The sequence below is a fragment of the Priestia sp. VA7 genome (assembly GCF_055710015.1).
Map to the genome: position 1 here is coordinate 1 of NZ_JBVQPN010000007.1, position 15,995 is coordinate 15,995.

Consider the following 15,995-nt stretch of genomic DNA (forward strand, 5'->3'; position numbering starts at 1 on the left):
CAATCTCTTGTCTGGTGGCGATAGCGAAGAGGTCACACCCGTTCCCATACCGAACACGGAAGTTAAGCTCTTTAGCGCCAATGGTAGTTGGGACTTTGTCCCTGTGAGAGTAGGACGTTGCCAGGCATTTTTATTATCGCGGGGTGGAGCAGTTCGGTAGCTCGTCGGGCTCATAACCCGAAGGTCGCAGGTTCAAATCCTGTCCCCGCAACCAAATTATCTTTTATACATACTTGAATATATCATTATTATCCTTAGGCATAGCCTAAGGATTTTTTGTTTGGCTATATTTATAAACACTTGTTTAGGTTATGATATAAGATAGTGATGCAGATTAATCAGGAGGTTTTTTCATGTTACAAAGTAATATTCAAACTTATATTGAAAAAGAAATGAACGTTCAAGGTCAATCTTTATCTCTATACCAGGAAGAAAAGGAATATGCGTTGCAAAAAAAGTTGGTACCGCAAAACCTGATGATAGAAGAAAAAGAGGAATCTTTACGTTTTAAAGATTCTTATATCGAAAGAGTAGATAAAGAAACGGACGAGCTGATCGCAGAAGAATTTCCTCTTTCGTTTTTAGATACGCCCATTTCTTACTTGAAAGAACACAGAAGTGAATTTCTATATGTAGAATCAAAATGGTTCGAATTTATTAAGCTTGAGGGATGTTCTTTTGAAGTGGATGATGTGTTTGGCACATATAAAGTATTAACGGGGCTACATATGCAAAAAAAATTCGGTTCTTTACTAAAACAATTTTTTGCTAAAGAATTTAATGAAAGTCCAACAAGCGTCCAGCTTTTATTTAATGATAAAGATGGATTATGGGATGTGAATATTGAATTAGATGCTATAAAAGAGTTTAATGAGAAAATGTCGATAGGTGAAGTTCTTGTTCTTACATATCGTTTTTTCTTTCATCTAGTGGAGTATGTAGAGAACGAAAAAGCTTAAGAAATGATGATTACTTTCACTGTAAAGCATAGAACGTAGTTTCTATGCTTTTTTTGATGAGTAATACGTAATGAATGCTAAATGAAGCTGGAAATACATTTACATCTCTATGTTTTTATGGAATGATAAAGAGTATCTTTACCTATATGACTGCTATAAGTAAGGAACAACTATCAGGGATCTTTCTAGTTTTTTGAGAAAGTAGCTCACATATTAGCTGTTAATAGCCCTCAGAGCAAGAAAGCTTCCGTAGGATGAAGTATAATATATACATACAGGAACTATTTTTAACTTTATAAAAAATGTCTGCTGACGTATGGGATTATAAATAAAGAGGGGATGTTCATGTTATTAAGAAAAATAAAGTCTGAAGAATTGGCGGAAGTCTATCAAATGGGATATGCCGCATGGCCTAAAGGCAGGACGTACAAAGAGTATGTGAGAGATAATCAAAAAGAAGAAACATATGGAATTCGATATGTATACGTAAATGAAGAGGATCAAATTATTGGTTCATTTATTTTGCTTCTTTTACAAACTCCTCGATTAAAGTTTGCTTTGCATGGTATTGGATCCGTTGTTGTACACCAGCTTTATCAACGAATGGGGTATGGCCGTGATATGCTTGAAGACTTTTTTAAAAAGATGAAGATAGAGAAGCGCAGCGCTATTTTTATGCTGTATAGCGATATTCTTCCTGAATATTATCATCAGTTTGGGTTTAAGGAGCTCCCTTCTCATTTACAACGTTATCCTCAATCCATTGCTATGGTAAATTGCAGCGAGTCACAATATGAATACTTAAGTAAGCAATCCATAGAAGACATACCGGCCTATTTTTAAAAGGTATGTCTTTTTTATAGTATTTATCGGCACAATCGTTTACAATTTTATGTAAGCGTTCTCTTTTTTAGGAGATGAATGATTTTATTCGTCCTCATAACCGTAGGCAAATCGTACAGTTAATATAAATTTTATTACATAAAACCTTGCTATCATCTTACTAATAACTCTTATTCATTTCCATACCATACCGATATGTACGTTTGCTGCTAAGTATAATCATATCAATATAAGGAGGAAGCAGGAAGATGAAACGATTATTTATAGCAGGGATCACTTTTATACTTTTTTTATCTTTAGGTGCTTTATCTTCTTCAGCCGCAGGAAGTTTTACCTCTAAAACATATAACGGAAGGACATACAAACTGTATGTACCTAGCAGTTATCAGGGAGGTGCTGCCTTACCTCTAGTAGTTATGCTACATGGCTGTACTCAAGACCCTGATCAATTTGCAGCAGGAACACAAATGAATGAACTGGCGGAGACAGAGAAGTTTCTTGTTCTTTATCCAGAACAACCCTCTTCTGCCAATTCAAATAAGTGTTGGAACTGGTTTGATACTGCTCATCAATCAAGGGGAAGCGGTGAACCAGCGTTAATTGCTGGAATGGTCAATCAAATAAAAAGCAGTTATTCAATAGATGCCAACCAAGTCTTTGTTGGAGGGCTATCTGCTGGTGCAGCTATGAGTGTTATTATGGGAGCTACTTATCCAGACATATTTGCGGCTATCAGCGTTGGGGCTGGCTTAGAATATAAAGCAGCGACTAATGTGACAGGTGCTTATACAGCAATGAGCAGTGGAGGTCCTAATCCTATCCAACAAGGAGATTTAGCCTATTCAGCCATGGGAGATCATAAACGAGTGGTTCCAGTTATTTTGTTTCATGGGACAGCTGACTACACTGTTGCGCCTATAAATGCGCATCAAATATTATCGCAATGGGCTCAAACAAATGATAGAGCGTCTGATGGGCTGGATAATAACAATATTGATGATACGGCAGATCAAACTGCAACAGGTACAGTATCTGGTGGAAGAAGCTATACGCAATATATTTACAAAGATACAGCAGGAAAAACAGTAATGGAAAAGTATATGATAGAAGGAATGGGACATGCTTGGTCAGGGGGAAGTACATCCGGTTCTTATACAGATCCTAAAGGACCAAATGCAACTAAATTAAGCTGGAACTTTTTTAAAAGCCATCCGAAAAATGGCGATGCTCCTAATCCAGGAGATATATCCCCACCGGTTACAGCTGCTTCACCAGCGGGAGGAACGTATGGAAGTTCTGTTTCTGTTACATTATCAACCAATGAACCTGCCACCACTTACTATACATTAGATGGAAGCATACCAACTGTTAATTCTCTAAAGTACTCTGAGCCTATTACCATCAACTCTAGCAAAACAGTAAAGTTTTTTAGTGTAGACGCAGCGGGTAACCAAGAGGAAGTAAAGACGGAAGTTTATCAAATTTCTGGAACTTCAGAGAAATCTTCAGTATTTTCTTCACTTGCTGCTGAAGATGGATTTATCGGAAACTTATCAGCTGACGGTATGAGTAGTTCTATTCATAAAATTGGGGATAAAGGAATGTACAATAACGACACATACCGAACCATTTTATCTTTTGACACGGGTTCTTTACCTGATGATGCAATCATTACGGATGTATCTTTAAAAATTTATCGCAAATCTTCAACTGGTAATATTTCATCTTTGAAAGGCGATATTAAAAGCGGTGTATTTGGAACTAGCAGTGCTTTAGAACAAATAGATTATCAGGCTTCACCATCTATTTCAGCGGGCTTCCAAATGTCAGTGCCTCCACTCAATAATGGATATACAACTATTCAACTTCCTTCCTCACTTTGGGGATATATGAATAGGACCGGCAAAACTCAATTTCGCTTGTCAAGCTCAGGTCCAGCGGACTTTTTAAGTGATGTAGTTGAAATTTATGGGGGCGACAATCCTGCATGTGCTCCAACTTTAACTGTTTCATATAAGTAAAAAAACCTTCTAAAAGCAGTTAGCTTTTAGAAGGTTTTTTTGCTGATAAGTTACTTTTATCACCGAATACAACTCCAACTTTTTATAGAGTTTTCTTCAAATTTTAACATGATTTTGATGAAATTTAATCATTATTCAAAAATGAATTGTCAGAAATATTACAAGAAAATGTTTAAAATTAATTAAATCCGTAATAAAAGTAAAATATTCCTGTAATGGAAGTGAAATGAACAGGTGGTATCATTCAGTCATTGAGTAAATAAGGAGGTATTCGGAAAATGAAGAAATTTGTATTTACTCTAGGGACAACGGCAATTCTTTCAGCAGGATTTGTAGGTGCAGCATCTGCCTCTACAAGCGGAACGTATGAAGTACAAAAAGGTGACACTTTATGGAAAATCGCTCAAAATCATAATGTGAGCGTAGACGAGCTAAAAGATGCTAATAACTTAACATCAACACTAATTTATCCAAATCAGACACTAAACTTATCTAGCATAAAAGAAATCGTACATACTGTAAAACGTGGTGACACTTTGTGGTCAATCGGTCAACATTATGGCGTAACAGTAGAAGAAATTAAAGAATGGAACGGTTTAACATCAGACTTAGTTTTCCCTGGAGAACAATTTAAAATTAAAACGGCACAAGCAGCTCAATCTCAAACAGCTAGTGCGCCAGTAGCAAAGGCAGCTCCACAAGCGCAGCAGTCTCAAACGGCACAAGCTCAGCAAGAACAAGCAGCACAAGAACAAACGCAAAAAGAACAAGAGCAAGCTCAAGCAGCAGCACAAGCACAGGCAGCGCAAGAGCAAGCACAAAAAGAACAAGAGCAAGCTCAAGCAGTACAAGCACAGGTAGCACAAGAGCAAGCACAAAAAGAACAAGAGCAAGCTCAAGCAGCACAAGCACAGGCAGCACAAGAGCAAGCACAAAAAGAACAAGAGCAAGCTCAAGCAGCACAAGCACAGGCAGCACAAGAGCAAGCACAAAAAGAACAAGAGCAAGCTCAAGCAGCAGCACAAGCACAGGCAGCACAAGAGCAAGCACAAAAAGAACAAGCAGCTCAACAGCAACAACAGCAGTCTCAACAGCAAGCTAGCGGCAAGTCTATGACTGTTGAAGCAACAGCTTATACAGCTAACTGTGCTGGATGCAGTGGTACAACAGCTACTGGAGTAAATTTAAAATCAAATCCAAATCAACGAGTAATTGCGGTTGATCCTAGCGTTATTCCATTAGGTTCAAAAGTATACGTTGAAGGTTATGGTCAAGCTGTAGCAGCAGATACAGGTGGCGCAATTAAAGGAAATCGAATTGATGTATTCGTTTCTTCAGATAGTGCTGCACAAGACTGGGGCAGAAGATCAGTTAAAATTACAGTTATCGACTAATACTAGTCTTATAGAATAGAAGTAAAGAGAGATGTCTTTTAGGAGACATCTCTTTTTTATGCTTAAAATGAACGTTTGAAAAAATTAGGTCCGGGCATACTAAAATTTATAATAGGAATTAGTTTGTTATATTAGTAATTATTTCTTGATTTATATACAATGTTTGAGTGTCCTAAAAAGCTGAAAAGATGTCAGGAGTATAGAAATATGAAACTTTATAAAAAAATGCCTTTACTAATAGTGCTGGGTGTTATCGCAGGATTCTCGTATCTAGGCCATCAGGGATTATTTCAGCACGATGATCATTTGAATACGTCTGATCATAATCCTTTATCTTCTTCTAAACAGAAGCAGAATAGTATAGAAATTGTAGGGAACCCAGAATCCATTGGTGTGTTAGTAAACAAGCAAAATCTTCTTCCTGATCACTATGAACCCAATGACCTTGTATACCCAGACGTTCGGTTTATATTTAAAGAAAAAATTGAAAAGCGCCAAATGCGTACAGAAGCAGCAAAAGCATTAGAAAGGATGTTTTCAGCTGCTGAACGAGAAGGAATTTACCTAGCCGGTGTTTCTGCCTATCGTTCTCAAAGCCGTCAAGAATCTCTTTATCAAGCGTATATAAAACAAGATGGAGAAGCGGCAGCTAATCATTACAGTGCTCATCCAGGCAGCAGTGAACATCAAACTGGTTTAAGTATAGATGTCTCAAGCAGCACCGGTAAGTGTGCGGCTCAAGATTGTTTTAAAGATACTCCTGAAGCCAAATGGATTGAAGCAAATTCATATAAATACGGATACATTGTTCGCTATCCAGAAGGAAAGCAGCAGATTACAGGTTATAAATATGAGCCGTGGCATATACGATTTGTCGGAAAAGAACTCGCCTCTAAGGTGTCTAAGAAAGGAATTACGTTAGAAGAATATTATAATGACTACATGCAAGTTGATAATCTGGTTCAATAAAAAAGAAGAGTTATATAAACTCTTCTTTTTGTGTATTGCTGAAATATACTCTTACTTTAAAAGGGGGAACGAGGGAAAGATGTAGAGATGAAGCACGGGATGATATATCCTATGCCTTACTAGTAAAAGAGTTAACGTTTATAAATTATAATGAATTTTGTGATAAAGAATACTCATGTTCGTTTTCATTTCCCTTCACATATTCTACAAAAAAGGGAGGTGAAAGAAAATGAGTTTTTACGGAGGTTATGGTTATGGGTACGGATACGGATACGGATCAAGTCACGGAAGTAGCTTTGCGCTAATCGTTGTGCTATTTATTTTACTAATTATCATCGGTGCTTCATGGGCAGGGCACTATTAATAAGGTGTCCATAAATAAACTCCCTTGAAATAATTCAAGGGAGCTATCTATTTTTATCTATAAGTAGGTAACTGTAAGTACGCAGTGCTTACATATCCTTTAAAACCGTTGTATTCTACAAAAGCCCAATCAAATGAAAGCTTTTTATCTTTTGAGTAGCCCCAAGCTAAGAAGCTGAGGCTTTTTCCTTTAGGAATAGTTGTTACAACTTTGTTGCTTGTGCTAGGCCCTGTGCGTAAATTAAGGTTAGCAGTTGTATGAACAGTAGTAGGGACTTTCATTAAATAGGAAGTACTGATATATCCGGTGCCGCCAATTATTTTAATGGCAGCCCAGTCTGCATTTACAAACTTGACTACTTCAATTTGATCTTTTTTTCTTAATGTATCAAGAATCTTTCCCTGAGTGCTAGGTTTTGAACGTATATTGAGTACGTTTGCGGTCACTTCATATACGCTGAACGGCGCGTTTATTTTTTCTGCTGCACTTGCTGTTTGCTCGTGAGTGAATGGCAGTGTTCCAGATAGAGATGAAAAAGTAAAGCCCGCTGCTAATGCTAAAACCGATATAGATTTTGTAATTGTCTTCATACAAATATCCAACTCCTTAGTGAAATAGATAATAACTTTTCTATAACACTAAGAATAAGGGTTACTTGTTTCTAAGTTGTTAACAACATATATCCCAGTTGTAAATTTATAAAAGGTCTGTAAAAAAGTTTATTTCACCGACCTTTTAATAGCTTTATTGTTACTCCTCCTCGCGATCTTCCGTTGATTTGTAAAAAGAAAAATATACAAAAACAGATAATACTGTTCCATAAATGCTCCACAAAGCTAAAGCGAAAATAAATTCTTTCTGCAGGCAATAAATAATGGTTAAAGCAACTAGTGCAATAAAACTTATCAAAATGGTCTTTTTCATAAGCACCCCGCCTATTTAGTTTGATTACTCTATATGCTTTTTGATCTTGCTTTTACCCTATAATTATTCGACTATTGCGCTAAAGATGAAAGGAAAAAGTTAAATAAAGCCGAACTTATAATAAAAAGAAGAATGCAGGGGGCGTTTTATGTTAGAACAACATGTGTTAGAAGATATAAAAAAGCTACAGTCTATTTGCGAACAAGAAGAGCACATAGAGCTGAAGCTGAATTTTGATATGTTACGAAGTCGAAAACAAAATGAAGTTAACGATTTTTTTCATTATGAAGATAATCAGCTTGTTGGGTTTATTGGTCTTTATGGGTTTGGGAATACAGTAGAAATATGCGGAATGGTCGCTCCTAGCTATCGCCGAAAAAGGATTTTTTCAAAGCTGTTTTCTCAAGCTTTACATATATGTAAGAAGCGTGGGTATACAGAGATTTTATTAAATGCTCCTGGCGATTCGGTTTCAGGCAGGGAGTTCTTAAAGCAAATTCCATGTTCATTTACTTTTTCAGAATATCAAATGAAGTGGACAAAAAAAGAATTGGAAGATGATAATCCCTTTGTTACACTTCGCTCTTCCCAATCAGATACCGATATGAAAATGGAAATGCAAGTTGATGTGGAATGCTTTGGTATGTCTTTAACAGAAGCAGCTGCTTATTATGAACAAACGAAAACGAAAGAACAGCAAAACCATTTTATTGTAGAGTACAATAGTCAAGCGGTTGGAAAGTTAAGGGTATCTTATAATAAAAGCGAAGCATGGATTTATGGATTTGGTATTTTACCTTCTTATCAAAAATTGGGAATAGGAAAAGCTGCTTTAAAACAAGTTGTTTTAAAGCAGCTTCGGCTAGGATATGATATATTTCTTGAGGTTGAAGCGAAAAACAAACGCGCTTTGCAACTCTACGAAACATGCGGTTTCAATTCATATCACGTGCAAGATTATTACGTATACAACTTGTAGATAAAAAACACGGAAATCTTAGATTTTCGTGTTTTTTATTTATATATTAGATGATATGTGCTTTTTTGAGTAAATAATGAGAAAGTAGAGAAAAAGTGATATGCCCGTTGATAGAAACAGGGAAGGCCATACAAACATGATAGGAGCGCTGCAAACAAGGATACACGTAAGAATACCTCCAATAAATGCTTTTCTAAACAATTGATAAGCCGTATACCCCAGGCTAATACTGATAAATACATTGATGAGGCTAAGAAAAATAAAAGGAAAAAACAAATTATTTCCTCCTTTTTTTTAATACATCATGAAAAGAAATATTTTACATTTTTAGTATAGCAAAAAATAAAAAAACAATAAAATTTGGATACTAAAGATGAAAAAGGAAGAGATCTGTGTTATGTATAGTAAAGTGAATGAAAGCGTTAAAAACGGAAATGAGTTAATAAAGCAATGCAGTAGAAAGAAAGGAGTAAACGAATGGAATTTGCCCATATCTTTACACTAAGTGTATCTGTTGTAACAGCTATTAATGTTTTATTAGCCGGTATTCTTATTTTCATCGAACGAAGAGATATAGGATCTACATGGGCGTGGCTTCTTATTTTATTTTTTATACCGATTGTCGGCTTTATTGTATATCTATTCTTTGGAAGACAGCTAAAACAGAAGAACTTTTATAAGTTATCATCTGATGAGCGGGAATATTTAAGATCTTCAGTAGATGAACAATTAAAAGAACTTAAAGCTACCCATGAATATCGAAATGATTTATTGATTCAACATAATAAACTGCTGTTCACCAATTTAAATTCTTCTAAGTCACTCGTGCGCACCGACAATGAAATTGATATCTTTAGTGATGGTAATCAGAAATTTGATGCATTGTTTGAGGACATTCGAAATGCTAAAAAAGAAATTAATATTCAATATTATATTATTCAACGAGATAATCTTGGGAAAAAATTAAGAGATGAGCTAACAAAAAAAGCAAAAGAAGGCATAAAAGTTCGTGTTCTTTATGATGAAGTAGGATCTAGAAAAATGACGCCATCATTTTTTAAGGAGCTTATTTCATATGGCGGCGAAGCACAGGCATTTTTCCCTTCAATTCTTCGCTTAATTAATTTTCGGATTAACAATCGAAATCATCGAAAGCTTTGTATTATTGATGGTGAAGTAGCATACATAGGAGGATTTAACGTAGGAGATGAATATTTAGGGTTAGATCCAAAAATGGGTTATTGGAGAGACACTCATTTTCGCATTAAAGGAGAGTCAGTGAACGATATTCAAGGGAGGTTCATTTTAGATTGGCATCAAGCAACAAAACAACCAATTGAACTGGAACAATTTTTGCATCGTACAGAAACTCATTCTGGAACGGTTCCTGTACAAATTGTAGCAAGCGGGCCAAACTCGACTACTCAGCATCTAAAAAACATGTATATCTCATTGATTATGTCGGCCAAAGAAAGTGTGTACCTTCAAACGCCTTACTTTATTCCAGACGCAAGCTTTATGGATGCTTGTAAAATTGCTTTATTATCTGGAGTAGAGATTCATATTATGATTCCAAACAAACCCGATCATCCTTTTGTTTATTGGGCTACGTGGTCTCACGTAGGCGAACTGCTGACGTATGGTGCACATATTTATCTCTATGAAAAAGGCTTTTTGCATGCTAAGACGATTGTAGTAGATAATGAAGTGTCTTCTGTAGGCACGACGAATATTGATCCACGAAGTTTCAGTCTTAATTTTGAAGTGAATGCAGTTGTATATGACCAGCCTATTGCCAAAAAGTTGCAGAACCTGTTTCTTGAAGATGTGCAATACAGTTCAAAATTAACGCTCGAACGATATAAAGAGCGCTCTCTTCTTATAAAATTTAAAGAAGCGGTATCTCGCTTACTGTCACCAATTTTATAATACAAATCATTGATATCATGAAGCAGACTTGAATTTTTAGATTCAGGTCTGTTATTTTATTGGTTTCTCCTTGTAAGGAGAGCGAGAGATAAAATTAAAAAGTTTTACCAAAAAATTCAAGGGTATTAATACTATAACAAGCTAAAAAATGATAATACCTAGGAGGAATAGAAAATGACAAAAAATGTAGTAGGTACGTATGATTCAGAGGCAGCGGTTATTACAGCGATTCGAAATTTAAAAACACAGGGATATCCGGACAGTGTACTTTCTGTCTTGACAAACAGTGGTCTGCGTCATGAAAATACAGAAGCGATTGAGCATTCTGCAGGAATTGATGTGCAAACAGTTGATACAGATGAACACTCAAAGCACCATCAATCCTTTATGGAGAAAATAAAAAATGCTTTTACGCCGTCTGAAGAAAAAATGGATCAAGATGTTAATCGAATCGAAAATCAATTAACCGAATATGGTGTACCTGCTGCAGAAGCTTCCTCATATGTATCTGATCTTAAAAAAGGAAAAGTTTTGCTGATGGTAGACGCAGTTGAGCATGATAAACACAATTCAGCTCTAGGAAAAACAGTGACACCTGCTGAAAAATCAGCTGACCCAATGAATGAAAAAATGTTATACGGCAATCACGAAAATAAAATAAGGTAATGTTGAAGTAACCAAATGCGATAATAAAAGACTGCGTTCTTAAATAAAAGCTAGTTAACGAAAGGAAGGGGACCGATGAGAAATCTAGAAAAAACGGAATATGAACTTGACTATTTAAAACAGCAGCAAGAAGTTAATCAAGAGCTCATCAAAGTTTCACAGTCTCTTGTTGCTACGTTAAAACAGTATGAAGAAGAACCAGAGAATACGGAAGTGTTAGCTGTTCTTGCTGACTTAGAAGGTCAGCAAGAGCAGCTAAAAGCAAAGACCGAAAAGATATCTAAAGAGCTTGCACACTTATAGAGTGAGATGAAAGAAGTTCCTATAAAAGGGACTTCTTTTTATGTTTTATCATAAACAATCTATTGTGAGAGAAAGAGAACCTTATATAACGGAACGTAAACATTATGGAGAAGTTTTGTTTTAGATACATATAGAGAAGAAGAAACGCGATAAGAGATTATGTAAAAATGGGAAAAGGAAGAACGGTCATTCGCTCTTCCTCCAGCCGTATTGCTTATGATAGTGATTTAGAAACGTCCGCCGCCAAGTTGCTGTTCAGCCATTTGCACAAGACGTTTTGTGATTTCGCCGCCTACTGAGCCGTTTGCGCGTGCAGTTGTGTCAGGACCAAGAGTTACGCCAAATTCGCTAGCGATCTCATATTTCATTTGATCGATTGCTTGTTGAGCACCGTGTACTGCTAATTCGTTGCTGCTCTTATTTCTGCTGTTTGCCATCATAATCAACTCCTTTTATAAGGTTAAGATTATGATTTGATTAATAGATAGTTTTTATACATAAAATAAAAAAATTTTTTCAAGGACTTATAGAATATGCTTATTGGAATAAAGAACCAAAAGTTTCCGCTAGGTAACGGAAAATAATTATGTGTAGAAAGAGAGAGGGGGCAAGTAAAATAGAACACAAGAAAGTAAGCGATTACAAAACGATTAAAATAGAAGGAGAATGTTAATATTCCTATTCTATTTAAAAGGAGGAGGTTTGCTATGTATCAAAGGTTAAAAAAGTCTGTACTATTGGCTATTACATTGAGTTTAGCAATTGGCATTGTACTCTCTTATGAGAAAGCAGCGCTGGCGAAGCAGACGCACGAAAAAGCTACATCCTATCGTACAGTGACAGAGATTTATGACTGGGGAGCGGCGATCACAAAAATTATTATTGACTTAGGTGAACCTGTTCCAACCAATTCACTTACAAAAGAAACGTTTAAGGTGCATGTGGCTCGAAGTGATAGTCGATTAGAACCGTCTTTATTGGAACAAGGAGATCGTACAGTAAAAAAAGCCTATGTATCTGATAAAGATGGACAACCAGCCGTACATACTGGAAAATATGCAGTTTTAGAAATGGAAGTTGGACCAGCTGTTTCATTAGGAGCACCACTAAATTACGATGAATATGGTACAGGGTTAAATGCATGGATAGACAGTCAATATACCATTACTCAGCAAAAAGACATAATAACAAATAAAGGAAAGTTGTCAGGGCTTGTAGTGAAACAGTTTGCAGGAGAGAAAAAAGAACTCGTAGATGATTTTACAATTAAAAAAGGTATATATCAAAATATAGAATTAGCATACGCAAGTCATGCGCCGGCAAAGGATAAGAAAAAGAACCCATTAATCATTTGGCTACATGGTGGAGGAGAGGGAGGAACAGATGCAACAATTCCCTTATCTGCCAATAAAGCTGTTAGTTTTATCACAAAAGAAACTCAGGCTTATTTTGAAGGTGCCTACGTTTTAGTACCGCAAGCGCCAACAAAATGGATGGATGGTTATACGGGTAAAGCGGATGGAACTTCTATTTATAAAGAATCACTGATGGCCTTAATTGAAGAATATGTTTCTAAAAACCCTGATATTGATCCCAATAGAATCTATATCGGAGGAGCATCTAACGGCGGATATATGACTATGCTTATGATTCGTGATTATCCAAAATACTTTGCAGCAGCATTTCCAGTATGTGAAGGACTAAATGATAGATTAATTACGAATCAAGATATTGAAAAGATGAAACAAACACCTATTTGGTTCGTAGCCGCCAAGAATGATACGGTCCTTCCGCCAACAATTAACACTCTTCCAACTTATGAACGTTTGGTGAAAAGCCATTCAAATAATGTTTATTTATCACTATTTGAGGATGTCCATGACACCACAGGTTTGTATAAAAATAATGATGGTTCGCCCTATCAGTATAACGGGCATTCATCTTGGATATATCTGTATAATAATGAACCCAACGCTAAAATAAACGGAAGCACAACAAGCATAATGGAATGGATAAGCAAACAATCGTTGAAAAATTAATCATTTTAAAAAAAAGCTGTTGCACATTGAACAGCTTTTTTATTTCTCTTTTAAAACGAAAGATTGTATCTAAAATAAACGATTGAATACTTTCGTGATAAAATAAGGAAAGAGATCAAGAAGAAAGGAACAGTGAAAGTGAAACCAACCATTTACGATGTTGCGAAAAAAGCAGGGGTATCAATAGCCACTGTATCCAAAGTAATCAATCAAACAGGCCGTATTAGTGAAAAAACGATAAAAAAAGTGAATGAAGTAATGATGGAATTAGATTATCAGCCTAGCAGTGTGGCAGCGGCGTTAACAGGAAAAAAGACGTACACAATCGGTGTTCTAGTTCCTGATATCTCGAATCCTTTTTTTGCAGAGGTAGCAAGAGCTTTTGAAAATAGTGCTAGAGCAGCGGGATACACGCTTTTTTTATGCAGTACAGATCATCAAACTGCGCGCGAGCATGAATATATAGATCTTTTATTTAAAAAACAAGTAGATGGAATCATTATCGCAACCGAACTAAATGATACGAAGCTCGTAAAGAAGATCGTGAAGCATGATGTACCGCTTGTATTGTTTTCAGTTGACCATCCTTCTATCTCAACGCATGTAGTGACAATTGATAACGTTCGCGGAGGATATATCGCAGGTACGTATTTAATAGAAAAAGGTCATCAATCGGTAACGATTATGACTGAAAAAGATAGAAAAAGCAGTGAGGGACGATTAGAGGGATTTAAACAAGCGCTCACAGAAGCAAATTTATCACTAGAAAATCAATCCATTATCAGCTGTTATTCAACAGTAGAAGATAGCAGGAGAGCAAGTAAACAGCTGCTTTCCTTGCCTAATAGGCCAACAGCAGTCTTTGCATGTACAGATCTGATTGGGGTATCGCTCATAAACGAGGCAAGAAAGCAGGGGCTTTCGATCCCCGGAGATCTATCGGTAATTGGATTTGATAATACGATTTATGCCGATATTGCTGAGCCCGGTCTGACAACGATTGAACAACCCATTTCTCAGATGGCTACTAGTACGTTTGAACAGCTGTTAAAGTCTATGAAAAAAGAAGAGCATGCGAAACAGCGAGTAACGATTATTCCCGAACTAGTAGAACGTGCGTCGGTAAAAAAGTTATAAAATAGAGAAGGTAAAAAAGCTGCAGGTGTTGAGACACCTGCAGCTTTTTCTTCTTAAGCATATTTATAGAGAGACCGGACTTTTGACTTCGTTTATTGTTTCGCCTTTAATAGTTGTCTCTGTTGGAATCGTAAGGAAACCAGTTAGAAAAGCACCAAAGAAGTATAGGCAAGCAAAGATCCAAATTACGCCGCTCGTGCCCAAAAGACCAATAAAAACGGTCACAATTAAAGGACCTACAAAAGCAGAAAGTCCAGATCCTAAATTCAACACAGACATTGCAGCTCCTTTATTCTCCGGAGCTAAAGAAGGCACTAACGCTGTAAGAGGGACATAACCTGCTAGTGTTGCACCGTAACAGCATGCGACAATCATCATTACCCAATAATTATGTCCGACGAATTGCGGTACATAGTAGAGAGCAAGTGTTACAATTCCGCATCCAACTCCGCCAAACCATTTGATTGTATTTACCCAGCCAAACTTATCTCCAACAATACCAAAAATAATATTAAAAGCCATATTCACAAAAAACAATGTACCCCAGATTTGCAACCATTCACTCATCGTAAAATCATGTTTCATCATATATGTTGGCAAGAAAACAACAAATCCAAATTGAGCAGCAGAGTTAATAATCTTTACGATGCCGCCGATTCCTACTTTAGGGTTCTCAAATGCAATTGTAATCCCTTTCATTAATTCTTTTGTTTTATTATCGTTTACTTTTTGTACGGTAAACTTGTCTTTATTCATAATAATTGAAAAGATTCCACCGATCAAAACAAAAAGTAAACCACTCCATAAGGTAGCGATTTCTCCAATTTTTGGAACCGTATAACTTGAGTAAAAGGCTCCGATTACGCTTAATCCGAGCTGGAAAACAAACCAAAACCAGCCTACTGCTTTTGAAAGCATTTCCTGGGGTGTGCGGTAAGACACCCAGACCAAGAATGAGTAAGCAAATAAAGGGTAACCAAACCCTCTAAGAGCATAACAAATTAGTATAATTGTGTAATTCATAATATGAAGTCCTAAACCTATAAATCCAATTGAACCAATAATAAAGGAGATCAAGCCGAATGCCATTGCTTTTCTAGGACCCCACAGTTGAACCAATACGCCGGAGAACCAGGAAGAAACGGAGACCGTAATGCCGTAAACAGTAAACAGTAAAGCAGCATGTTCAATGGTTAAACCTCGTTCTACAAGATAAGGAGATAACCATCCTTGTTCTAAACCATCGCCAATCATAAAAACAATAATACCTATGTATCCCCACGTTAAATGAGAAGGGATGCCAATCCTGTCTAAAGCCGTTTTTCTGGAAATAAATTCATTCATTTTCCACACCACCAGATCGATTATTTTGTGTAAAACATCAAACTAATTTGGTTAAGCGCTTAATCTATTTGATAAAAAGTATACGCTTACATTTTTTGAACGTCAATTAAAATTTTAAATATAT

At 36.3% G+C, this 15,995-nt stretch carries 16 protein-coding genes, 1 tRNA gene and 1 rRNA gene; 14 read left to right on the forward strand and 4 right to left on the reverse strand.

The features are described from left to right. The first annotated feature begins 10 nt into the window (after positions 1–10). From rrf to AC0C45_RS24845, 8 genes are all read left to right on the forward strand, one after another. A 5S ribosomal RNA gene (rrf, locus tag AC0C45_RS24810) occupies positions 11–126 on the forward strand. 11 nt (positions 127–137) lie between these two features. Beyond that, positions 138–214: transfer RNA gene (locus AC0C45_RS24815), tRNA-Met, on the forward strand. A 139-nt stretch (positions 215–353) separates the two neighbouring features. Beyond that, complete coding sequence (locus AC0C45_RS24820) at positions 354–959, forward strand: hypothetical protein (protein WP_034654643.1); 606 nt, start codon at positions 354–356, stop codon at positions 957–959. A 345-nt stretch (positions 960–1,304) separates the two neighbouring features. Further along, positions 1,305–1,802, forward strand: coding sequence for a GNAT family N-acetyltransferase (locus AC0C45_RS24825; RefSeq protein WP_013081583.1), 498 nt, complete (start codon positions 1,305–1,307; stop codon positions 1,800–1,802). 248 nt (positions 1,803–2,050) lie between these two features. Continuing rightward, the gene (locus tag AC0C45_RS24830) at positions 2,051–3,823 is read left to right on the forward strand and encodes an extracellular catalytic domain type 1 short-chain-length polyhydroxyalkanoate depolymerase (RefSeq protein WP_047931516.1); all 1,773 of its coding nucleotides are present in this window, start codon (positions 2,051–2,053) and stop codon (positions 3,821–3,823) included. 278 nt (positions 3,824–4,101) lie between these two features. Beyond that, the gene (locus tag AC0C45_RS24835) at positions 4,102–5,217 is read left to right on the forward strand and encodes a 3D domain-containing protein (protein WP_472928937.1); all 1,116 of its coding nucleotides are present in this window, start codon (positions 4,102–4,104) and stop codon (positions 5,215–5,217) included. A gap of 207 nt (positions 5,218–5,424) precedes the next feature. Beyond that, positions 5,425–6,186 (forward strand): M15 family metallopeptidase, encoded by a 762-nt coding sequence (locus AC0C45_RS24840; RefSeq protein WP_034654636.1) that lies wholly within the window; start codon positions 5,425–5,427, stop codon positions 6,184–6,186. Positions 6,187–6,415: 229 nt separating this feature from the next. Then, positions 6,416–6,550 (forward strand): YjcZ family sporulation protein, encoded by a 135-nt coding sequence (locus AC0C45_RS24845; RefSeq protein ID WP_080967547.1) that lies wholly within the window; start codon positions 6,416–6,418, stop codon positions 6,548–6,550. 53 nt (positions 6,551–6,603) lie between these two features. Here the strand turns inward: AC0C45_RS24845 and AC0C45_RS24850 are convergent, their stop codons facing one another. Both AC0C45_RS24850 and AC0C45_RS24855 read right to left on the reverse strand, forming a co-directional pair. Then, positions 6,604–7,140: an SH3 domain-containing protein gene (locus AC0C45_RS24850; protein ID WP_013081588.1), complete on the reverse strand. Its 537-nt coding sequence runs from the start codon at positions 7,138–7,140 to the stop codon at positions 6,604–6,606. 160 nt (positions 7,141–7,300) lie between these two features. Next, complete coding sequence (locus AC0C45_RS24855; RefSeq protein WP_013081589.1) at positions 7,301–7,474, reverse strand: hypothetical protein; 174 nt, start codon at positions 7,472–7,474, stop codon at positions 7,301–7,303. A 148-nt stretch (positions 7,475–7,622) separates the two neighbouring features. Here AC0C45_RS24855 and AC0C45_RS24860 point away from each other — a divergent pair, with 148 nt between their 5' ends. The 4 genes from AC0C45_RS24860 (at position 7,623) to AC0C45_RS24875 (ending at position 11,351) form a co-directional block, all read left to right on the forward strand. Then, complete coding sequence (locus tag AC0C45_RS24860) at positions 7,623–8,453, forward strand: GNAT family N-acetyltransferase (RefSeq protein ID WP_034654631.1); 831 nt, start codon at positions 7,623–7,625, stop codon at positions 8,451–8,453. 477 nt (positions 8,454–8,930) lie between these two features. Then, on the forward strand, positions 8,931–10,382 hold the full coding sequence (cls, locus tag AC0C45_RS24865; RefSeq protein WP_034654626.1) for a cardiolipin synthase: 1,452 nt from the start codon (positions 8,931–8,933) through the stop codon (positions 10,380–10,382). 174 nt (positions 10,383–10,556) lie between these two features. Then, positions 10,557–11,048 (forward strand): YflT domain-containing protein, encoded by a 492-nt coding sequence (locus AC0C45_RS24870; protein WP_047931519.1) that lies wholly within the window; start codon positions 10,557–10,559, stop codon positions 11,046–11,048. A gap of 75 nt (positions 11,049–11,123) precedes the next feature. Further along, complete coding sequence (locus AC0C45_RS24875; RefSeq protein ID WP_013055216.1) at positions 11,124–11,351, forward strand: hypothetical protein; 228 nt, start codon at positions 11,124–11,126, stop codon at positions 11,349–11,351. 227 nt (positions 11,352–11,578) lie between these two features. Here the strand turns inward: AC0C45_RS24875 and AC0C45_RS24880 are convergent, their stop codons facing one another. Then, positions 11,579–11,788, reverse strand: a complete 210-nt coding sequence (locus AC0C45_RS24880; protein WP_016762907.1) for an alpha/beta-type small acid-soluble spore protein — start codon at positions 11,786–11,788, stop codon at positions 11,579–11,581. Positions 11,789–12,058: 270 nt separating this feature from the next. On the opposite strand from AC0C45_RS24880, the gene AC0C45_RS24885 reads away from it, so the two are divergent. Continuing rightward, complete coding sequence (locus tag AC0C45_RS24885; protein WP_171777735.1) at positions 12,059–13,390, forward strand: prolyl oligopeptidase family serine peptidase; 1,332 nt, start codon at positions 12,059–12,061, stop codon at positions 13,388–13,390. 138 nt (positions 13,391–13,528) lie between these two features. Then, a complete protein-coding gene (locus AC0C45_RS24890; protein WP_034655319.1) occupies positions 13,529–14,527 on the forward strand; it encodes a LacI family DNA-binding transcriptional regulator in 999 nt (332 codons plus the stop codon). Between the two features lie 63 nt (positions 14,528–14,590). Here the strand turns inward: AC0C45_RS24890 and AC0C45_RS24895 are convergent, their stop codons facing one another. Further along, positions 14,591–15,871 carry an MFS transporter gene (locus AC0C45_RS24895; protein WP_472928941.1) on the reverse strand — a complete coding sequence of 427 codons (1,281 nt, stop codon included), beginning with the start codon at positions 15,869–15,871 and terminating at the stop codon, positions 14,591–14,593. Positions 15,872–15,995: the final 124 nt, after the last annotated feature.